Genomic DNA, 20,972 nt, shown 5'->3' on the forward strand with positions numbered 1-20,972 from the left:
GCGCCACTGCGCGTGGGCCATGGTAATTGAACAGAGCCGTGTTTCGCACGTAGAAAGGCGGACGGGGGACGAGCCCGTCATTGGACTCGACCGTGATTTGTCGCGGGGAGCGAGGCGCCGAGCGCAGGTTCACTATTGACAATCGCCGTTGTGGATTTACCCACGAATGGTTTCGTGGTATTCTGGTGGAGGCGTAGCTCTGGGGTTGGCGCGGCGCCCCCGTGACCACAACAAACGTCACGGAGGAGTGTGTCGTGCCACGCTGTGCAGTGAGGGTGTAACCATGAAGTACCGTGCAGTCCGATTCGTCCCCACAACCCCGGTAGTGTTTGCCATTCTCCTGGCCGCGACGGCGTTCGCCGACGAACGCGCCTTCGAGAAGAAGATCGAGATTAGTGCGTTTCCCTTCTCCTTTGACAACATTCCGGTACCCATAACGGCGTCGTTCGACGGCGCAGCGCCGGTTGTCGTGAATACCGTGTACGAGGAGTTCTATGACGACGGCACGCCCATCGTCCTGACGGCACCGGAAACGTTCGAGCACCGGCCGTTTGTCGCGTGGTGGAAGGACGGCCCGACGGTCTACTCGGAAGAGCGCACGATCTCGTTCAATCTTGACCAGAGCGCCACGTATATCGCCGCGTACGGAACACCAACCTACACGCTTAATGTGACAAGTTCGCCCGAGGTTGGCATAACGTTCCTGAACGAAGACATTCTCGAGATGCAGACCCCGTACGAGCGCGTGTTCGAGACCGAGGACATCTACGAAGCCATTATCAACGCGCCGGTCACGTTCAATGGCAAACCGTTTGCGCGATGGATGCTTAACGGCAAGGAGGAGTCGAAGCTCCACGTCATCAACGTCATGATGGATGACGACTACGACCTCGAAGCGCAGTATGGCTCCGGATCGATTACGTGCAAAATCCAGCCGAAGGAAGCGCGCAGAAAAGCCCGGTGGCGCATCGACGGCGGCGAATGGATGAAACGGGGAGTCACCGTCGAGGACTTGCTCGTCGGTAAGTACCGCATCGAGTGGAAGCCGGTGGCCGGCTTCAAGACGCCGAACCCGCGCAACGTGCCCATCGAGGACGGCGACGCCCACACCATTCGCGGGCGCTACTTCCCGGAAGAGTAGGCGGGCGGCCGCTGCGGGCGTGCGCATATGCGCGATTGCCATCGAGGGAGTACGCGCACACCCATGATCTCCGAAGCCACACTTGACGACGTTCCGGAACTTGCCGAACTTCTCGGCATCCTCTTCGCGCAGGAGGTCGAATTCGAGCCCGATGCCGCGCGCCAGCGCGAAGGACTGCGCCGCATCGTTTCGGACCCGAATGTCGGCCGCGTGTTGGTCTGGCGCGAGGACGGACGCGCGCGCGGTATGGCAAACCTCCTGTTCACCGTCAGCACGGCGCAGGGCGCTGATGTCGCGATGTTGGACGACATCGTCGTCCACCCCGAGTGGCGCGGCAAAGGAATCGGCTCGCAGTTGATCGCCGCCGCGATCGACTTGTGCAGGGCGCGCGGTTGCACCCGCATCTCCCTTCACACCGACAACACGAACCAGGCTGCCCAGCGACTCTATGAACGCCACGGGTTCCGCGCGTCGACGATGATCGCCATGCGTCTACACCTATAAGCCCAAGGCGTTGCACTCACGCACGTCTATCCCTGCGCGTGAAGTGGAGTTACTCGTCCAGTAGTTCTTCCAGAGCGTACAGCGTCCTCTGCGGGAAGCGCTCAATGGGGTAGAACGCCGCAATAATTTCGTGTGGCGATGTTCAACCAATCTTGCAGCGCGGGACTGGTCATGGCGCACGTCTTTTCGGTGTGTTGGCTTGGGCGTTCATAGCCCTGCCGCGTCGCGGTTGTGCTTGTGGCGTAATTTTGTGACAAGGGACCAGTACCGGGGCCATGTAGCGAGCGTGATCCCACAGGTGACGCAAAGTGCCGCCGACACGGCCAGCGGCCAAATCAACTCTTCGGCGCCGAATACCTTGTACGATTCCTCGCGTTCTAAAGAATCTTCGAGGGCCTTTCCGAATACGTAGGTGAAAGTCAACAACACCGCAGGCGGGAGGAGTGCCGTCCGCGCGATCAGGACTGCACGCGGCGAACGTCGGCCAAACAGCGCGGGCAATATGGGACTGACCAAAAGGGACAACGCTACTCCGATGCCTCCAACGAGAATATCGAAGTCCCACTGTCCGGGCGGACGACGTGCAACGGCTACCTCCATCCAAAGGAAGCCTACAAACAGGGCGACGAAAAAGGCCTTGTATAAGGCGCTTCGCCGCCGCACCACCTCGCGCAGCGTCTTGAGTTCAATGATTGTGAGATACGTCTGTAGGAATCGCTTATGCGCCGCAGTCGGTTCACCCAGCGCCGTTACCGCCCACGCGTGCGCAGCGTCTTCACTTAGACCGTCGCGAAGCGCCTCCTCATACGCCGCCAAATAGTGCGCCGCAACTTCCCTGGTGATTCGTACTTTCGCATCCTTGCACAGAGCTTGAGTGGCAATCTTCAGCCAGTCCTCAAGGGCAGGGCTTGTCATGATGCGGATTCCCAGTCCCGTTGGCGCCGCGTTTTGCCGAGTATGGACAAGTTAAGCGTCCAGATAGAGCAAGCAGGGCCGACCGCTATTAGAAGCGAGATCGTGGCGGTAATCCAGTTCAGAACGCCAAGTGCGTCGGCCAAGGAAAAGAAGATTCCTACAAAACCAACTGGCGCGAGGATCATCTGCGCGCACAGCACGAAGCGCGGCGCCCTTCCGCCAAGTAGCACGGGAATTACAAGAAAGCTTGCTAACAACAGTTGAAACGCCAGGAAACCAATATCCTCGAATACGTCCCGCTCAAAGTCGGTGGCCAATCGAGCTAGCCCCAAGATGATCCAAATCGTAATAAAAAAGCTGGCAAACGACTTGCGGACCAACGACGGTGGCCGGTGCAGTGCGTTCCATACATCGAACTCAGTGACTGTAAAGTGCAACTTGCAGAACCGATCCTGGGCCTGCTTCGCGCCGCCTAACGACTGTAACGCTGCGTACGTTGCCAACTGCTCCGTGTGGCCTTCCACAATCAGCCGTTCATACTCCGCTGCGAAGTGCTCATGTACCTCCTTCCTGACGCGAGCCTTCGCATCCGCGCAGAGGCCGCGCGTGGCGATGTCGAGCCAATCTTGAAGGGTGTTGTCCACAGTTACAGCCCTGATCCCATTCGATGTGTCACTCTTTGGCAGCCACATTATCGACACCCGTTTCTGTCTCGCGGTTGCCAGCGTCATAATACGAACGCCAGCCGGCCTTGCGCGCGGTCTTCCACAGTTCGTCAATTCGCGTCTTCACTGCTGCAGCGGTGTGCTTTGGTGTAGCAAAGAATAAGAACCGGCCATCGGACTTTGTCTCGCTGGTGTCCGCAGGGGGCTTCCCCAGCGCCTCAGTCAGCTTTGCATATTCCAGCATGTGGCCCTTGTAGAAGAAGTGGCCTCCGGCATCGACCCGAATGAGCACTTCGTCCTCGTATTCGAATGCGAGAGCCGCGTCGAACGGGACCGCATCGCCGTGGAGCACCGCCACGCGCCCGGGCGTGGTGGCGATACAGTAGTAGCCGATGTCGCACGTGCAGTCGTCGTAGTCCAATGGCACAACGGTCTCGATACGCTTCGGCACGTGCGGCGCCACCTTCCGCAAATTGGCCCACTGCGACTTTGTCAACGTGACCGTCCCCAGACAGTCCAACTCTTCAATCTGGTCGGCGTCAAGCGCGACCTCCGTGTACGGGACGGTAATCTTTCCCGTATCGCGATCCACCGGAATGCCGTCCGCATGGGATACGGCCGCGATACCCCCGACGAGCACGATCAGAACCGATCTCCACATACTGATGAAGTGAATCACTGTTTGATCTCCGGCGGTGCGTTCCGCAATTTTGCGAGGAGGCGTAATCGAATAACGGCGTCGATGCTCCACCACGACAAGAGGGGCACGAGAAGCAATGCGTAATTCCAGCCGGGATCGTCGAGGTCGGGCCAGTGGAGGTAGAGCATGAGCGAAAGCGCCAGGGGACATACCGCCGACCCGAATAGATTGACGCGGCCCAGCGCGGTGGGGCGGTTCGCGAACCGGCGCGCGAGCGTCGCCTGGATCGCGAAACAAAGGTACATTGTGAAGCACCACGCGAGGATCATGTCGCCGTTCTGCGTAAGGGGCAATGCGCCGACGAGCAGCAACCCGCACAGGACCGTCGCCGTCCAGATGATCCATAATGCGCCGAGCGACGTGCCCGCGAGCCGGCCGACTCTTCGCGCTTGCGCTTTGGTCAGATACACGCGACGATAACGGCGGTTCGCGCGCTTTGCATCTCCCAACGCTGCCGACGCCAACGCGGCGGCGATAACCTCATCCTCGCCTTCATAAATCTGAAATCGATACGCCGCCGCGAAATGCGCCTCGACTTCTGGGCGGATTCGGGCCTTCGCGTCGTCGCAGAGGCCGCGCGTGGCAGTATCGAGCCAGCGATTGAGTTCCATCGATCCGGGCGCGAGTTCGGTCAATGGCGGGAGATCGTGCGGATCGGTCATTTCAGGATTCCTTTATTCTTCTTCGTCGCTGTCTTCGTCATCATCGTGATCGTCGTCATCGTCGCCACGGTTGAACTTGATGCCGATGGGGCACTTTGCCGGTTTGCGGGGGTTGAGGCCGACGGGGAACCAGCCGGTGTCGTCGCATTGCAGGGTCAGATTATCGGCGCCGGAGAGTGGCGTGAGGCGGACGATGAAGTCGACCATGTCGGGTTCTTCGAGTTCCTCGTAGTCTTCGGAGTCGTAGAACTCGGTCCATTCGTCTTCGTGGCCGGGGTCGTCGTCGGGGTCTTCGCCGAGGTAGAACTTCATGATGTCGGGGAATTCTTCGCCGGGGCGCGTGCGGCGGAACCAGGAGCCGAAGGGTTCGCGGTCGTCGCCGTGCAGCGTGTCGAGGCCGTTGATGCTCCAGTAGAGCGTGTAGATCTCGACGCGATAGTCGCCCGGCGGAACGGATACGGTGCGCATGAAGTCGTCGTTCGGGCCGCGCGGATCGAAGCCGCCCTCGAACACGAGTTCGCCGTCGGGCACGCGCAGTTTCCAGACGACCTTGCTGACCCATTCCGCGTCTTCTTCGCGCGTCAACGCGTCGGTGATCAATCGGATGTGCGGGGAACTGTCCTGCACAAGGCTAAAGGCGAGGATGGTGCCGTCCTCGACGTGCGCGCGGAAGTTCTCCGAGAGGTCGTCGCGATCCTTTCCGCAGAAGCCGGCGGAGTGGATCGTGAAGCCGGTGGCTTCGTTGTATACGGCGATGTCTTGTCTCATGTGATCCTACTTATCGTGCGACGTCTCATTCCAAACGCAAGACAAAGCGGAGCTTTTCAAGAGTGCGTTCCCAACTGGAAAGTTGGGAACGAGGAGGCACTGGAAGGTTCGGAACGAGGGGCACTGAAAAGTTCGGAACGAGGGCGACACATTGAGCGCTACGCATTGATGGCCGCGACATAATTACACGTCTCCCGTCAGCGGTTTGAGGGCGGCGGCTTTGGCGGTCGCGGTGGAGTTTTTCTTTTCTTCGAGGGCGCGTTTCATGCCGCGTTCGGAGAGCTTGTAGTAGCGGCGCGTGCGGTCCTGGGCGGTGACTTCGTAGGAGATGAGGAGGCCGTCGTTTTCGAGTTCGTGAAGCGCGGGGTAGATGAGGGCTTCCTGGTTGTCGAGCAGGCCGGGGGCGCGCTGTTTGATCGTCTGGGCGAGCGGGTAGCCGTACTCGGGCCCGGCGAGCAGCGCCTCGAGGATTTGGTCGTGCAAACGGCTCGTGTGCGACATGGCGTTAAGCACCCAACTGCCATCAGCATACGGCAGGGCGGGGAGAGCGTCAAGGTGAAGTTGCGATTCCAGCGTTTCCATTACTTTGCCCAACGTGTTGCAGTCCAGCGGGTGTGAAGCGGAAGGTCAAAGCAGAGCTTTTCAGGAGCGCGTTCCCAACTGGAAAGTTGGGAACGAGAAGGAAACTGGAAAGTTGGGAACGAGAAAAGGGCAAAGCAGAGCTTTTCAAGAGTGCGTTCCCAAGCCGGAGCTTGGGAACGAGAGCGAACGAGAAGATAGCTACTCCTCCGGTGGGAGGGGCGAGGCGTCGACGATGGGTGCGCGGTCGGAGGGCGGGGCTTCGGTGGTGAAGGCGAATTCCATTTGCTGGTTGCGGACGAGTTTGTATCGTTTGAGCAGGCGGAGGGTTTGCAGGGTGTCGGACGACGGATAGTTTCCGTTGGCGTCGACGTGGTCGATGATGTTGCGCAGGACGAGCGGAAACTCGATGACGTGGCCGATGCCGGTGTCGCGCAGGAGATCGAGCGAGCGTTGGCGCAGTTCGGGGCTGGCGGGCAGTTCGGACACGACGAGGATCGTCGCGAAGGGCAGGCCGTGAAACACCTCCGCGGCGAGCGCTAGCGAGTCCTGCGAGACGAACTGGTAGAGCACGGGATTCGCCTCGATGACGGAGGGATAGAAGCGGTCGCCGTGCCACGCGCGCACTTCGACGACGGCGCGTTCGATGACGGAGACGTCTGCGGGCTGCAGCAGGAACGGGAGTTCGCGCGGAATGGCCAGGTCCGTGTTCTGCACGAACAGTTGGCCGCCGTGCTCGCCCGGGCGCAGGCGCCGCGCCGTCTGCTGCCAGTTGGTCAGCGCGTGAAACAGGTTGAGTTCGAAGAACTCGCGCACCAGTTGGACGTTGATATCGCCCATCGTAAGAGGGGTCCCCAAGGGTTTTACAGCGCCGCCAGTATCGTAATCGGAATCGTCCGCGTAATCGAGTTTGTTCGAGGCGAAAGGACGCAAAGGACCTGGCGCAAGGCCGCCCGGCGCAGAGACCGGGCGCTACAATAATCCGCAAAACATATGGAATGACCCGCTGAAGGACGCAAACGACCTGGCACAAGGCCGCCCGGCACAGAGACCGGGCGCTACAATAATCCGCAAAACATATGGAATGACCCACTGAAGGACGCAAACGACCTAAGGGACGCAAGAGACGGAGTCGAGCTGGGCCCGAGTCCAATTGATCGCCGTTCGATTACGATTACGGGGACGATTATAAAACGGATTGAGGAAAGCCGGGACGCGGGTTACGAGGTTCCCAATTCCGCGAGTGCCGCGCCCAGTTTATGGTTCGGATCGCGCGAGAGAATCCGCCTGCCCACTTCCGCGGCGCGGTCCAATTTTCCGAGCCGTTGGTAGCACAAGCCAAGTTTCGCCCAGATGTCCACCTGCGAGAAGTTCTCGCCGAACGCGGTGTAGACCTTGTCCGGTTCCTTGCCGTCGGTGCGGTCGTCCGCGGCGCGGTAATGTTCGAGCGCGCTGGCGAGTTCGCCGCGCACAAAGCAGACTTCGCCGCGCAGGAAATGCGACTCCGGTTGATCGGGCTGAATCTCGATGGATTTTTGGAGCACCTTCTCCGCGGCGTCGAGCGATTCCTTCGCGGTGACGTCGTCGCCCGCGAGTTTTGCGGCGCGCCCCGCGAGGTACAGCGCGGAGAAGTTCGAGCCGCCGGTCAACAGCGCGCCGCGCGCCTGCTGCATCGCGGAGACCCAATCACCCTCGTTGAAGGCGCATTGCGCGAGGCCGAGCAGTGCGCGCGCGTTCGACGGATCGAGGCCGTACAGTTGTTCGAATTCGCGGCGCGCGCTGCGCGTGTTGCCCGCGGCGAGCAGCGCCAGGCCGAGGTCGAGGCGCGCGGGACCGAGGTTCGGGCGCTTGCGCACGACCTGCAGCAAAATGTCTACGGCGCGCTGCGCCTGGCCGAGGCGCATGTAGCACTTGCCCAACTGGTGGTAGGCGACGGCGTACGAGCTGTCGAGCCGGATCGCGCGCTCGAAGCACTCGATCGCCTTCTTCAGATCGCCCTTCTTGCTCGCGGTCAGACCGTCGTCGTAGTAGCTCTCCGCATTTTCGCCGCCAAACGCCATGCCGTTCCTCTACGATTCCGCTGCCGCTTCGAGCGCGGCGCGCGCCTGATCGAGCGTCACGTCGGTGCGGTGCACGACGTGGCCCATGCGATCGGGGACCACAAACTTCATCGTGCCCGCGCGCACCTTCTTGTCGTGTTTCATCGCGTCGAGCACGAGGTTGATCGGCATCGACGGCCACGCAGACGGCAAACCGTATGCGTCGATGCATGCGCGCTGGCGATCGACGAATGCGCGATCCACCATGCCGAGATTGCGCGCAAGCGTTGCCGCGGCGTGCATGCCGATGGCGATGGCTTCGCCGTGCAGGAAGCGGTCGTAGTTCGACGCCGCCTCGATACCGTGGCCGAACGTGTGGCCGTAATTCAGGTTCGCGCGCACGCCGTGCTCGTGTTCGTCCGCGGACACGATGGCGGACTTGATCTCGCACGAGCGCCGCACGGGATACTCGATTGTGTCGAGGTCCTTTGCGAGGATTGCACCCGCGTTCTGTTCCATGTAGGCGAAGAGATCGGCGTCCGCAATGACACCGTGCTTGATGACTTCCGCGAGGCCCGCGCGCAGTTCGCGGTCCGGGAGCGATTTCAGGAACTCGAGATCGACGATGACGGCGGATGGTTGGTGGAACGCGCCGATGATGTTCTTCGCCATCTCGTGGTTTACGCCGGTCTTGCCGCCCACGCTTGAATCGACCTGCGCGACAATAGTCGTCGGAACCTGGACGAATCGAACGCCGCGCATGAATGACGCCGCGGCGTAGCCGACGACATCGCCGACGACGCCGCCGCCCAGCGCGATTACTATGCTCGATCGGTCCATGCCTGCCTTTAGGAACTCGCCGATAAACCGATCAATCTGATCGATGCGTTTGTTCGCCTCGCCCGCGGGCATAGCGCACACGATGGGGTCCGCGCCCGCGTCGCGCACGAGCGATGCAACGCGTTGGGCGTAAAGAGGGGCGACGTTGTCGTCGCTGGCGATGGCGACGGCGCCCTTCGCTCCGAGCGACCGCAATACGTCCGGTAAACCGTCGATAGCGCCCGCACCGATATGAATCGGGTACGAGCGATCGCCGAGTTCGACGGTGAGTGTGTTGATGCTGCCGGTGTGCACGTGGCTGTCCTGGTTGAAACCGCAGATAAACCTAACCCAGCGGGCATTTTACCGGCGAGGCGCGAGACTGAGCAAACAAGCGAATTTGGGGAGACTGGGGATTGAAATGAAAAGAGAATGCGACTTTTCTCAATCCACTCGAAATCCGTACGCGAAGCGAGTAAAGCGCCGTATTGCTTTGTTAAAGTCAAAGTGGAACGGCGGCGCGTCGCGCTGTCCGCGCAAGCGTTCGAGCTAATGCGGTTCACGAGTGGATGTTGCCAATCGCATACGATCTGTCCGAATGCACATCCCCCTGAATCCCCCTTCAAAGGGGGACTTAAAGTATTGCAGATCCACGTCATTTGGCGGTTATTGAGTCCCCCTTTAAAGGGGGATTCAGGGGGATGTAAGAGCCGTACGCGCAATACCGAGTGGCGCTAATGTCTTGGCGCGAACGACAGCGCCGCGATCTCCTCGTCGCTCAGTGCGCGCGCCCAGAGCGCGGCGTCTTCGAGTTCGCCGTGGAAGTGGCGGACGACGTTGCCGTTGTCCGTTTCCGCCGCGATGAGAAGTGGTTCGTCGTTCTTGACGAGCGCGCCGGACCATGGCGTGGACGACATGAGTTTGCCATCGCAGAAAAGAGCCAGCGTCTTGCCGTCGTACCGGCCGACGAGATCGTGCCAAGCCGTCGTGTCGACCTGAGTGGCCGGAAAACTCACCATTACGAAGCCGTTGTCGGTGCGCACCTCGAAGCCGATGTCGCCTTCGCCGTTGTTGTCGAGGCCTGCGCCAAACAAATTGAAGTGCACTTTGTCGTGGTTGCCGCGTTTGGCGAACAGCGCCGAGTTCCACGCGCCCTTGGGATCGCGCGCGCGCAGATACGCGGTGACGGCTTCGCCATCCGCGTGCAATTCCTTTCCGGCGTCAAAATACGCGCCTTCGAGCACGACGCACTTTGCGTTCGGCCGCGCGCCGGCGCCCGTCGACGCGACGTTGAGTTGCAGTTGATAGAACTGCGGCACGCTCGTGAGGGGATGCTTCGCGCCGCGCCCGGCTGAGTCGAGCTGCCAGTGCGCCAGCGCGTTCGCCAGTAGATCGTTGCGCTTTATCTCCGGTTCGGTGATTTTGGTCGAAGTCTTTTCCGCCGGTTTGAGTACTTTCAATCGGATATTGCGAAACTGCACGAAGGTCTCCGGGCCGCTGTGAAGTTGCAGCGCGAGGATGCCCTGCGGTTCGGCGCGGCGGGGATCGTTGTCCTGAATCTCCGCTGCGAGTCTGCCGTTCACGTGGAGCGCAATGTGGCCGCCGATGCAGACGAGATGGTACTCGTGCCAGTCCTCGAGTTTGAACCATGCGTTGCCCGCAGCTTCCGGCATCGGCGATGCGGTGCGGTTTCCGTCGGTGTCGAAGGTGGCGCGCTCGCCGCGCAGGGCGAGATCGTGGCGGCCGTACTCGTCGTAGAGCCGGACGAGCCACGGCGTTTGGAGGTTGTTGTCCATCTGGTATCCGCAGACGTCGTGGTCGGGCAGTTCGCGGCTGCGGAATTGGAATCCGTTGTTAATTGCTCCGTTTCCGTTCAGACGCGATTCGAGTTTCAGTTCGAAGTCCGCGAGTTCGCCGCCTTCCCACACGAGGTACTGATTGATCGTGCAGGGATGTTCTTTCGTGATGCGGCCGGTGATCGCGCCGTCTTCGACGGACCAATACGACGGATCGCCCGCGCGCCAGCCGGTGAGTGACGCGCCGTCGAAGATGGGGTTGAAGCTGGGTTCGTCGGCGGGGGCAACGAAAGAGGAGATGACGAGAGTAACGGTCAGGAGTGAAATTGGGAGTTTCATGTTATGGCCGATTTGGAGATCGAAGGATCGATTACGATTACGATTACGAGCACGAGCACGAGCACGAGCATGGGCACGAGCATGGGCACGAACACGATCCCCCTACGCCGGGTGGGCTTCGGAGGACAGGTCACGAGCACGAGCACGGAGAATTATATCCGAAGGAAGATTTTGCGGCGATACATCCAGTACAGCACGAGCCACCACACCAGCAACACGGCCGCGCCGAGGAAGAACGGTTCGTAGGCGTCGCCGGCGAATTTGAAGAAGTCCTGGCCGAGGTGGGTCTTTAGTGTGCCCATCGTGAAGTTGCGCAGCGTTTCTGCGATGCAGTACGCGGCGATCGAGTTCATGCCGATGACGCGCAACGGGAACGACCACGACTTGATGTTTGCGATGTCGATGACCGCGTAGAACCCCGCCAATAACAACAGGCACCATCCGCCGCTGAACAGCACCCAGCTTGGCGTCCAGATGCGTTTCACGACCGGGCAGATGCCGAGCTTGCCGAGCAGCCAGCCGGATGCGAGCGCGACGATGCCCGCTGCGAGCAGCCACAACGCTTTTTGTTTGTGCGTGCGGTCGTCCTTCAATACGCCACCCGCGATCAGGCCCAAGATCATAGTCGCGAGTGTCGGGATAAAGCTGAGCGTGGAATAGCCGCCGCCGTTTGCGGTGAAGGGCTTTTCGCGCGGGAAGAGATTGAGGAACCACGTATCGAATTTCCACGCGGGGTTGGTGTTGACGTTCCAGTGCGCGGCAAACCCGTGCAGGTTTTCCGGCCAGTCTTTTGGATTGCCGATTGCGGCCCAGTCAAAGTCCGGGCCGGGCAGCGCGTAGAATGCGAACAAGGCCCAATATCCGGCGAGTATTGCGGCGAACGCGCTCCATTGCGCCCGCACCGATCGGAACCCGAGCAGAAACAGGAACCCGTAGCCGAGACCGATCTGGGAGAGTGTGTCCTCGAAGGTCCAATACGTTTGCGGTTTGCCCGTGGACCGAAGGAAGACGCCAAGCAGGATTAACAGCAGCGCGCGCCAGAATGCGTGCGCGGTCATGCGCGCGTTCGACTGTCCTTTGAGTTGCCGCGCGAGGATCGAAAACGGGAGCGCCACGCCGACGATGAACGAGAAGGACGGTTGAATGAGATCGTGCAGTGTACACCCGACCCACGGCACGTGGGACTGGTGATGCGCCAGAAACGCCCAAAATCCGTTGCCGGGCAGCGCCTGCGAGACGGCGTGGAACCGGAGCACCTCCGCCATCATGAGAAACATGACAAATCCGCGGTACGCGTCCAACGACGTTAGCCGCTGGGGCGCCGGTGCGGAATTTGCCGGCGCCGTAGTCGATGCCGCCATGTTTGGAATCCCCAACCCGGCAGTACGATGCGGCTTAGGGCACCCGGAGTGCAACTCGCTTTTGACTGGGTCCGGGCTGTTGGGTATACTTTGTTGCTCTGTGCCGCGCACAGAGCCATCTTTTGCGCTTTCGGCGACCCCATCGTCTAGCCCGGCCTAGGACACCGCCCTTTCACGGCGGCGACACGGGTTCGAATCCCGTTGGGGTCGCCATTTTTTTGCCTTCGCGGCGGTGGCGGCTTGAAGTCAAAGCCTTGCTTGCGAGTACGATGTCGCGCATGAGCACGGGCACGAACGGCCGATGAAGGCGTGGCGCGCTCCCGCCGCGATCGCGTCGGCACTCATTTTTGCCACCTTCGCCCTGTACGCGCGAACCGCCTCGTACGAGTTCGTGAACTACGACGACCCGGGCTACGTGTATGCCAATCCCCACGTGCGCGCGGGGTTGACGGCGGACACGATTCCGTGGGCCTTCACCACGGGAGAGCAGGGGAACTGGCACCCGCTGACGTGGCTGTCGCACGCGCTCGATTGGGAGCTGTACGGCGATTGGGCGGGGGGCCATCACCTCACGTCGGTTGGAATTCACGCGATCACGACGGGCTTGCTCTTCGTGTGGCTGATCCGCGCCACGGGCGCGTTGTGGCCGAGCGCGATTGTCGTCGCGATATTCGGATGGCACCCCCTGCATGTCGAATCGGTGGCATGGGTATCCGAGCGCAAAGACGTTCTTTGCGCGTTCTTCTTCGTAATCGGATTGATTGCGTACACCGAGTACCGGCGGCGTCGCTCGGTTGTTTGGTACGGCGCGGTGACGGCGAGTCTCGTTCTCGCGTTGCTCTCGAAACCGATGGCGGTGACGTTTCCCTGCGTATTGCTGCTCATTGATGTTTGGCCCCTGTGCGCTGAAGGGTGGCGGGGTCGCGTTCTCGAAAAGCTGCCGTGGTTTGCGATCGCCGCCGCGCACAGCGTCGTCACGTATGTTGTCCAGCAGGCCGGTCAAAACACTGTCGGGCTGCACTCCGTGCCGCTGCACATTCGACTTGAGAACGCCGCTGCGTCGTACGGGACGTATGCATTCAAGACACTGGCGCCGTATGGGTTGGCCGTGCACTACCCTTACCCGCCGCAGGGTCCGGCGCTGTGGCATTGGATGTGCGGCGCGGCGTTCGTCTTGGGTGGCAGCATCCTGGCGTTCGCGCTGGTGCGCCGCGCGCCGCATGTGTTCGCGGGTTGGTTTTGGTTCGTGGGCATGCTCGTGCCGGTGATCGGGCTGGTGCAGGTGGGCACGCAGTCGCACGCCGACCGGTACATGTACCTCCCGCAGATCGGGTTGGCGATCGCGGTCGTATGGAGCATTCATGCGTTGGCGGCGAGATCCGCGAAGTGGCGCGCGTTTGGCGCGGCGGCGGCCGCCGTGGCGCTTATTACGTATCCAATGCTGACGTGGCAATTGGTACCCACGTGGAAGCACAGCTTCGCGCTGTTTCGACACGCGCTCGACGTCACGGAGAACAATGCCACCGCGCATGTGAACCTCGGCGTCGCGCACTACACCATGGGCGAGTACGACGAGGCTGCCAAGCACACGGAGGAAGCGCTGCGCATTCGGCCAAACGAATTCAACGCGCTCATCAACCTCGGGCTGATTCAGAGCGAACGGCAACTGTGGGGCGAAGCCGAACGGCTTTGGCGCGCGGCGCTCGCCCTGGACCCCGGCCGCGCGGATGCGCACGCGTTCCTGGGCCAGGCGCTGGAGAAGCAGGGGAAAATCGAGGAGGCCGCCGCGGAATACGCGGAAAGCGTGCGTCTGGATCCAAAGGTCGCCCGGACACACGAACTGTTGGGCGGGGCGTTGCTTACTCTTGGCAGGGACAAGGAGGCCGAGCAGGCGTATCGCCGCGCCATTGAGCTGGACGCGAAGCGGGCCGGGTCCTGGGCGAGCCTCGGGGTGTCTCTTTGCAGCCAATGGCGGTTTCAGGAGTCGTTGCAGTATTTCGAGCGGGCGCTGGAACTCGACGCCTTTAACGCGGACGCCCGGCTCTACTACGCGCGCGCACTGGCGTCCGCAGGCGACCGCGGCGCCGCGCTGGAGCAGTTGGGGACATTGCTGTCCGTTCACCCGGGTCATGCGGAAGGGTTGGCCCTGTTCCAGGATATTGAGCGGGCGACACCGTAACGCAACAGAGGCAATTTGGCGCGGTTTTCGGTATTATATGGCCATATTTTGCGCGGTAGCGTGGGCGACCATGGGGAACCATACTGCCTGTTGTGGAATATGCGTGGTTCGACGATTGGTCCCCATTGCGGGTGGCCAGAGGATTTTAGAGGTCGGTAGTATGTTCGGGAATTCCGTTTCGTTGAGATTTTGGCTGGCGGCGGCGGCGCTGGCGCTTGCCGCGCCACTGGTCATCGCGCAGGACCCGAACCCGCCGTCGATCCGGTCGTCGCAGGGGGCGTGGCCGATTCGCCGCCAATGGACCCCCGGCGAGACACAGCACTTCGCGAAGTGGATGGAGCACATCTACGTGGCGAAGACGAAGGGAGACGTCGAGCAGCGCATAGCGAAACTGGATCGCATCCTGACCGACCCGAAGATCAATCTGCTGCTCGATCCGTCGTTTGCGGGAGCGGGGTCGAACCCGCAGTTGAGCAAGGGCACGATCTCATTTCTTCACAACATCACCGACTGCGCGAAGTTCAGCATGACGCTGCCGGCGTACTACGCGTACCGCCGCGCGTTGCCGTGGATGGTGGCGTATGTGTCGGCAACGGAGGGCGACGTGCGCACCGCGCCGGCGAATGTGCCGGTCGGGCAGTTGAATTCATTCTCCACGGGTTCCGCGGACGCGTTCTTTCGCAGTATGGTGACCGGGATCAGTTCCGGAAACTACCGCGTCGAGCCGAACAGCACGCGGTCGGAGTGGTCGGACACGTGCCCCGTTGCGATCAATAGGCAGTATCTCCTGCCGGGGACGATGAACTATACGGACGGACATTGTCTGCTGCTCGCGCAGGTGGACAAGTACGGCGAACTACACTTCATCAATGCGAGCATCAACCGCACGCGCGACATCTTCACGTTCAACGGCATGAATACGGTTGCGGGAATCGAGCCGATGACCGAAGACGGACCGAACCCGTTGAAGGGATGCTTCCAGGGGTTGCGCGTCTTCCGGTATCCGATTGCGGAGACGAACGGGAGCGGCGTGGTGACAAAGGTGCGCCGCCGGACCGACGAAGAAATGGAAGAGTTTGGGGCGTCGATCGAGCAGTATGAAAAGATCACGCAGGTGTCGACGGAACACGTCATTGTCGAGGACGGCCTGCGCCTGCAAAGCATGCACGAGTTCATCCGCTACCGCATGAAGTCAGTGGACAAGGTCGTGCCGATGGAGTTCATGCACGAATACGTGAAAGAACTCGCGGACATGTACCAGCAGCGCGACACGTTCGTGCAGGACGCGTGGAAGAACGTCAAGGCGAACGGCCTGATTACGTATCCGGAAGAGTTGGAAAACAACAACATCTTTCAATCCGTCGGCCGGTGGGAGGATTGGAGTTCGCCGTCGTCGGACGTGGACCGGCGCAACAAATATTTCTATCTCGCGGATTGGATGGACAACGCCGTGCGATGGTACGAATCCGCGCCGCAATTGGTCGATCTGAAGGGCTTCGAGAAGTACAACATCAAGAACAAAGAAGATTTCGCCGAGGCGATTGTCGAAGAAAAGAAGAAGGTGTTTCAGGAACACTTCATCGAGTACGTCAACACGCCCGGGCAAAAAGTGAGATTGTCGCTCGCGGACATCGAGGAGCGCATCTACGACATGTCGTTCGATCCGAACCACGCGCCGGAAATCCGGTGGGGCGCGAAGCCGGGCACGCCGGAATTCGCGATGGCGAAGATTAATCCCACGCCGACTCCCAAGGGCGGGCCGGTGCCGTTCGAGGTCGCGTATGCGAAGCAGGCGTATTACCGAACGGTTTGCCAGCGCGAAACGGAACGCAGTTACCTGCGCCAGATGTTCACCGCGGGGTACCCCGTGCGCGTGAAATTCGATCAGCAGTTGGATAAATGGCTCTACGGAAGATATCCGGAACGCCTCGCGCAAGCCTCGCAAACCGCGGGGGTTACGCAGCTACCGGCAACGCCGGCTTCCGGCACGAATCAGCCGTAGATGGCGAGCCACCTGAACCCTTCACGGAGAGCACCGTGAGATCGAATGCTACCTGTATGGATAGTCCGACAATAAGGATATTGCGAGACTTCAGAGTGACCATCGCGGCGGTTGCGGCGTGGCTGTGGTTGAACGTTTCTTTGCTAGCGTTTGTCGGTAGTATGAGTGTGAACGATACATCGTTGGGCGCTTCCGAAACATACCTGTTGCCATTTGCCTGGCGTGTATACGCCGTAATTGCGCTCGCGATTTCGTATGTTGTACTGGTTAGTGCTGTGCCACGCACTATCAGGGAACAAGCTGAGCGCGCAGGCGTTCTCGTGATATTTAGGGTCGCTCTATTAACTATTGCCCTCTCCGCATTGTTAAGCGGACCGGGCAAGGTATTTTAGCCGCATTTTCAGGGGTGACAGGGGATACTCAAGACAATGTTGGGTCAGTTCATGCGGAAGGGAACGTCGTCAAAGAACGACGACATAAATAAGCGCGCGCATTTCTGGATTGTGAGCATAGTTTTCGTTATTTCTGTTTCAGTAAGTGCTCACGCAGCCGATCCCAATCCGCCGTCGATTCACAGCGATGAAGGGGCGTGGCCGATTCGGCGGCAGTGGAACGTCGCCGAGACGCACCACTACGCGAAGTGGATCAACAACATTTACCAGTACAAGCAGCACGGCACGATGCAGCAGCGGCGCGCGAAGCTCGAGGCGGTGCTGACCGATCCGCAGATGAACCTGCTGTTGAGTCCCGAGTTTGCGGGCGAGCAGTGCAATCCGCAGCTTCCGCCGGAGCTGATGCACAAGATGCACCGCATCCTCGATTGCGGGAAGCTTACGGTCGCCTTTTCATCGTACTACTCGTACATGCGCGCGTTGCCATGGATGATCGGCTACGTGCGCAGCGGCGGCGGCGACTTGCGCACGTCGCCGTTCAACATCCCCGCGGGCGAACTCAACAGCTTCACCGCGGAGTCGCTCGAGTACTTCTTCGAGAACGCGGTGACCGGATTCTGTACCGGCAACTTCCGCGTGCCGCCGTTTGGCGAAAACGCGCAGCAGTCCGATACGGTCCCCGTCGCGGTGAACCGGCAGTACCTGATTCCCGGCGCGCTGCACTATCTCGACGGGCACGTGCTGGTGCTGGCCGACGTGGACAAGAACGGCGAGTTGCGTTTTCTCGATGCGACCACCGCTGCGTCTCGCGACATTTACAGTTTCAACGGACTCAATTCGGTGACGGGGATCGCGCCGAAACGCAGCGAGCGCACGGGCGACGAATACGCCGGATGCTACCGGGGGTTGCGCATCTTCCGCTATCCCATTGCCGAGGTAGACGAGACGGGCGAAATCACGCGCGTGCGCCGGCGCACCGACGCGGAGATGGCGGAGTTCGGCTATTCCGTCGAGCAGTACGACAAGATCGAGGAAATCGCGAAGACACAGCGCATCATGGAGAACGGCGTCGCGCTGGACAGCTTCCACGAGTTGATTATGGAGCGCATGCGAACGGCGGACAAGGTGTCGCCGACGGAGTTTCTCGACCATTACGCCGACGAACTGCTTGACCTGTATAGGATGCGCGAGGTGTCCGTGCAGGAGGCGTGGGCGAACGTGTTGGCGAACGGCCCAATCACGTATCCCGAAAACGATCGCGTAGATAACGTGTTCACGGCTGGCGGCCGCTGGGGCCAGTACAGTTCGGCGTCGTCGGACGTCGAGATTCGCAACCGCTACTACTACCTCGCGGATTGGATGGACAACGTCATTCGCTGGTATAACCGCAGGCCCAAGTTTGTCGATCTGAAAGGTCTTGAACTGTATTACGTCGAGGACCGCGGAAATCTTGCGCGTGCGCTGGTTGGCGAGAAGTGTCGTATCTTCAAAACCAAGAAACTGGAGTACACGAATTCGGCCGGAGCGAAGGTGGCGTTGAGCCTGCTCGATATCGAGAAACGCCTCTACGATCTGTCGTTCGACCCGAACCACGCGCCGGAACTGCGCTGGGGCGCCCCGTTAGGCAGCGCCGAGGCCGCGACGGCGAAATTGATCGACACGCCCGTGCCCAATGGCAAGGTTGTTGCACTAGCGGATGCGATCAAGAAGCAAGCGTACTACCGCGCCGTGTGCGAGCGTGAGACGACTGAAAGCTACCTGACCGAGATGTTCACGAGCGGGTTCCCCGTCCGCGACAAGTACGACGGCCAACTGATGAAGTGGATTCGCAACGCCCCGCCGGTGCCGCCGCTCGTCAGCCTCGCTGGGGGCGACAAGCCGGATTCGCCCGCCCCGGTCAAGGCCGCCGCAAACCTGCCCAAATCGTAGCCCGCCGCCCTTGACATCGCCGGGCTAAACCGTCAGTCTGGTCACTCCTGGTGAGGAGGAGTCCCCCAATGACGACCGACGCAGAGCCACGCCCTGTCGAAACGCACGAGGAAGAGCCGTATCCGTCGCCCGCGTACGCGTGGTACGTGGTCGGCGTGTTGATGGTGGTGTACGTGCTCAGTTTCGTGGATCGGCAAATTCTTTCGCTGATTGTCGGTCCGGTGAAAAAAGACCTCGGCGTGAACGACACGCAGATGGGCCTGCTGATGGGCTTTTCGTTTGCGATGTTCTATTCGATTCTCGGCGTGCCGTTCGGGTGGCTTGCGGACCAAAAAAGCAGGCGGTCCATCATTGCGGTCGGCGTTGCGGTGTGGAGCGCGATGACTGCAATGTGTGTATTCGCGCGGCAATTCTGGCAACTATTCGCATTGCGTGTAGGCGTTGGCGTGGGGGAAGCGGCATTGTCGCCTGCGGCGTATTCCCTCATTACGGATTACTTCCCGCGCAATCGCATTGCCACCGCGATTAGCGTGTATGGAATGGGCATCTACATCGGATCGGGCATGGCGTTCTTGTTGGGCGGGTTGGTCGTGGGCTTCACCGCGGGGCGCGAGTCGGTCGTGTTGCCGGTTCTTGGCGAGTTACGCGCGTGGCAAATGGTGTTCTTCGCCGTCGGCGTGCCCGGCCTTCCGATTGCCGCGCTCGTATACACCATTCGTGAGCCGTTACGGCGCGGGCTGAAACGACTCGGGCCGAACTCGCAGGTGTCATTTGCGCAGTTCATGCGGTACGTGAACCAGAACGCCGCGGCTGTCTGGTGCCATCATCTCGGGTTCGCATTGTTGGCCTTTCTGGGGTACGCGACGATCTTCTGGGTGACGGAATTCTTCCGGCGCGTGCACGGGTGGACGCCGAAAGACATCGCCGTGAATTATGGGTTGGCGATCATGATTTTTGGCGCGGCAGGCATCACCTCCGGCGGTATGCTGGCGGATTGGCTCGCGCGCAAGGGGTACCGCGACGCGAAAGTGCGGACCGGACTAATCTCGGCGATCGCGGCGCTGCCGCTGTCCATCGCGGTCCCGCTTGTGCCGAACGGGTCGTTGGCGATGGTGCTGATATGCCCGCTGGCGTTTGCAAATGCGTTGCCGTTCGGCGCAGCGCCCGCGGCGATGCAGGAAATGATGCCGGCAAATATGCGGGGGCAGGCGGGCGCGTTCTATCTGCTGGTCGTGAACCTTATCTCGATTGGTTGTGCGCCTACGGTGGTCGGCGCGTTGAACGATTACGTGTTTACCGACCCCACCGGGGTGAGGTTGTCGCTGGCCGCCGTCGGCGTCGTGAGCACGATTGGCGCGGCAATCTTTCTGTACTGCGGGCTGAAGCCGTTCGTGCGCAGCCTCGAGCGGCTGAAAGAGATGGAAGGCCGTTAGGCTCGCAGCGTTAATCGGGGCTCGCGGAATTCTTGCTCATTGAACTGTCGTGTGCAAGACTAAAGCCAATGGAAGGTATCGCTCAAGACTGTCGGTGAGTCCACTTTGAGGGCAGCCGCAGAAGCTGAGACGGTCCACCGCGCCACTCTCTGCATGGGGTGGCACGAACCACCAGGATTGGACCGAAGAAGCGAGGAATTGGGCAATGAAGACCGCTAACGAAGCGTTTGAGGCTTTGTTGAAAGAGTTGTCTTGCAGCGAGAGGCTGCGTTTGGCGCGCCTTATACTCGACGATTTGACCGATTCGGCCAAAAGCGAAGTCGATTACGGCGATGAATGGTCCGACGAGGATCTTCGGGACCTTACCGCGTACTCCCTAGCGCGCGAGGACGAAAGCCAATCGCATGCTTGAAAGCGGCGATGTGGTATTGGTCGTATTTCCTGGAGCAGTGGAAACGAAGAAGAGGCCGGCGGTCGTCCTTTCCTCGGCCGCATACCACGCGGAACGCCCCGACGTCATAGTCGGTATTCTCACAAGCCGAGTGGACGTAGCAACGAAGTCAACCGATCACGTACTCCTTGACTGGGAAGCGGCGGGATTGCGGCTACCCAGTGCGTATAGGTGTTATCTTGCAATGGTCCCCGCGAAGGCCGCGTCCACAATACTTGGGCGCGTTACTTCGCGCGATTGGAACGCAATTCGAGCTTGTCTCAGACTTGCATTCGGCGATTAGAGTTAACGTGGCGGC

20 protein-coding genes and 1 tRNA gene are annotated in these 20,972 nt (G+C 60.6%); 9 read left to right on the forward strand and 12 right to left on the reverse strand.

Annotated elements, in window-relative coordinates; all coding sequences use genetic code 11:
* Nucleotides 1-283: 283 nt before the first annotated feature.
* Both HUU46_19790 and HUU46_19795 read left to right on the forward strand, forming a co-directional pair.
* On the forward strand, nucleotides 284-1,141 hold the full coding sequence (locus HUU46_19790; GenBank protein NUM55888.1) for a hypothetical protein: 858 nt from the start codon (nucleotides 284-286) through the stop codon (nucleotides 1,139-1,141).
* Between the two features lie 63 nt (nucleotides 1,142-1,204).
* On the forward strand, nucleotides 1,205-1,645 hold the full coding sequence (locus HUU46_19795) for a GNAT family N-acetyltransferase (GenBank protein ID NUM55889.1): 441 nt from the start codon (nucleotides 1,205-1,207) through the stop codon (nucleotides 1,643-1,645).
* Nucleotides 1,646-1,852: 207 nt separating this feature from the next.
* Here the strand turns inward: HUU46_19795 and HUU46_19800 are convergent, their stop codons facing one another.
* The 12 genes from HUU46_19800 to HUU46_19855 form a co-directional block, all read right to left on the reverse strand.
* Nucleotides 1,853-2,560, reverse strand: coding sequence for a hypothetical protein (locus HUU46_19800; GenBank protein ID NUM55890.1), 708 nt, complete (start codon nucleotides 2,558-2,560; stop codon nucleotides 1,853-1,855).
* A complete protein-coding gene (locus tag HUU46_19805) occupies nucleotides 2,557-3,291 on the reverse strand; it encodes a hypothetical protein (GenBank protein NUM55891.1) in 735 nt (244 codons plus the stop codon). Before HUU46_19805 ends, HUU46_19800 begins: the two co-directional genes overlap by 4 nt.
* The gene (locus HUU46_19810) at nucleotides 3,233-3,904 is read right to left on the reverse strand and encodes a hypothetical protein (GenBank protein ID NUM55892.1); all 672 of its coding nucleotides are present in this window, start codon (nucleotides 3,902-3,904) and stop codon (nucleotides 3,233-3,235) included. Before HUU46_19810 ends, HUU46_19805 begins: the two co-directional genes overlap by 59 nt.
* On the reverse strand, nucleotides 3,901-4,587 hold the full coding sequence (locus tag HUU46_19815) for a hypothetical protein (protein ID NUM55893.1): 687 nt from the start codon (nucleotides 4,585-4,587) through the stop codon (nucleotides 3,901-3,903). Before HUU46_19815 ends, HUU46_19810 begins: the two co-directional genes overlap by 4 nt.
* A 12-nt stretch (nucleotides 4,588-4,599) precedes the next feature.
* Nucleotides 4,600-5,355 (reverse strand): hypothetical protein, encoded by a 756-nt coding sequence (locus HUU46_19820; protein ID NUM55894.1) that lies wholly within the window; start codon nucleotides 5,353-5,355, stop codon nucleotides 4,600-4,602.
* A gap of 183 nt (nucleotides 5,356-5,538) precedes the next feature.
* Nucleotides 5,539-5,949 carry a helix-turn-helix transcriptional regulator gene (locus HUU46_19825; GenBank protein NUM55895.1) on the reverse strand — a complete coding sequence of 137 codons (411 nt, stop codon included), beginning with the start codon at nucleotides 5,947-5,949 and terminating at the stop codon, nucleotides 5,539-5,541.
* A gap of 186 nt (nucleotides 5,950-6,135) precedes the next feature.
* The gene (locus tag HUU46_19830; protein NUM55896.1) at nucleotides 6,136-6,774 is read right to left on the reverse strand and encodes a hypothetical protein; all 639 of its coding nucleotides are present in this window, start codon (nucleotides 6,772-6,774) and stop codon (nucleotides 6,136-6,138) included.
* Between the two features lie 380 nt (nucleotides 6,775-7,154).
* Nucleotides 7,155-7,994 (reverse strand): tetratricopeptide repeat protein, encoded by an 840-nt coding sequence (locus HUU46_19835; GenBank protein NUM55897.1) that lies wholly within the window; start codon nucleotides 7,992-7,994, stop codon nucleotides 7,155-7,157.
* Between the two features lie 9 nt (nucleotides 7,995-8,003).
* The gene (locus tag HUU46_19840) at nucleotides 8,004-9,107 is read right to left on the reverse strand and encodes a 3-dehydroquinate synthase (protein ID NUM55898.1); all 1,104 of its coding nucleotides are present in this window, start codon (nucleotides 9,105-9,107) and stop codon (nucleotides 8,004-8,006) included.
* A gap of 419 nt (nucleotides 9,108-9,526) precedes the next feature.
* On the reverse strand, nucleotides 9,527-10,927 hold the full coding sequence (locus HUU46_19845) for a DUF1080 domain-containing protein (GenBank protein NUM55899.1): 1,401 nt from the start codon (nucleotides 10,925-10,927) through the stop codon (nucleotides 9,527-9,529).
* Entirely contained in the window at nucleotides 10,924-11,073 is a 150-nt protein-coding gene (locus tag HUU46_19850; protein ID NUM55900.1) for a hypothetical protein, read from the reverse strand. Before HUU46_19850 ends, HUU46_19845 begins: the two co-directional genes overlap by 4 nt.
* A gap of 6 nt (nucleotides 11,074-11,079) precedes the next feature.
* Nucleotides 11,080-12,288, reverse strand: coding sequence for a DUF5009 domain-containing protein (locus tag HUU46_19855; protein ID NUM55901.1), 1,209 nt, complete (start codon nucleotides 12,286-12,288; stop codon nucleotides 11,080-11,082).
* Between the two features lie 135 nt (nucleotides 12,289-12,423).
* On the opposite strand from HUU46_19855, the gene HUU46_19860 reads away from it, so the two are divergent.
* From HUU46_19860 to HUU46_19890, 7 genes are all read left to right on the forward strand, one after another.
* A tRNA-Glu gene (locus HUU46_19860) sits at nucleotides 12,424-12,501 on the forward strand.
* 88 nt (nucleotides 12,502-12,589) lie between these two features.
* Nucleotides 12,590-14,467 carry a tetratricopeptide repeat protein gene (locus HUU46_19865; protein NUM55902.1) on the forward strand — a complete coding sequence of 626 codons (1,878 nt, stop codon included), beginning with the start codon at nucleotides 12,590-12,592 and terminating at the stop codon, nucleotides 14,465-14,467.
* Nucleotides 14,468-14,648: 181 nt separating this feature from the next.
* Nucleotides 14,649-16,469, forward strand: coding sequence for a hypothetical protein (locus HUU46_19870; GenBank protein ID NUM55903.1), 1,821 nt, complete (start codon nucleotides 14,649-14,651; stop codon nucleotides 16,467-16,469).
* A gap of 428 nt (nucleotides 16,470-16,897) precedes the next feature.
* On the forward strand, nucleotides 16,898-18,790 hold the full coding sequence (locus HUU46_19875; GenBank protein ID NUM55904.1) for a hypothetical protein: 1,893 nt from the start codon (nucleotides 16,898-16,900) through the stop codon (nucleotides 18,788-18,790).
* A 68-nt stretch (nucleotides 18,791-18,858) separates the two neighbouring features.
* Nucleotides 18,859-20,223 carry an MFS transporter gene (locus HUU46_19880; protein NUM55905.1) on the forward strand — a complete coding sequence of 455 codons (1,365 nt, stop codon included), beginning with the start codon at nucleotides 18,859-18,861 and terminating at the stop codon, nucleotides 20,221-20,223.
* A gap of 205 nt (nucleotides 20,224-20,428) precedes the next feature.
* Complete coding sequence (locus HUU46_19885; protein NUM55906.1) at nucleotides 20,429-20,635, forward strand: hypothetical protein; 207 nt, start codon at nucleotides 20,429-20,431, stop codon at nucleotides 20,633-20,635.
* Nucleotides 20,628-20,957 (forward strand): type II toxin-antitoxin system PemK/MazF family toxin, encoded by a 330-nt coding sequence (locus tag HUU46_19890; GenBank protein ID NUM55907.1) that lies wholly within the window; start codon nucleotides 20,628-20,630, stop codon nucleotides 20,955-20,957. Before HUU46_19885 ends, HUU46_19890 begins: the two co-directional genes overlap by 8 nt.
* Nucleotides 20,958-20,972 lie beyond the last annotated feature (15 nt).

The sequence above is a fragment of the Candidatus Hydrogenedentota bacterium genome (genome assembly GCA_013359265.1).
GTDB lineage: Bacteria > Hydrogenedentota > Hydrogenedentia > Hydrogenedentales > SLHB01 > JABWCD01.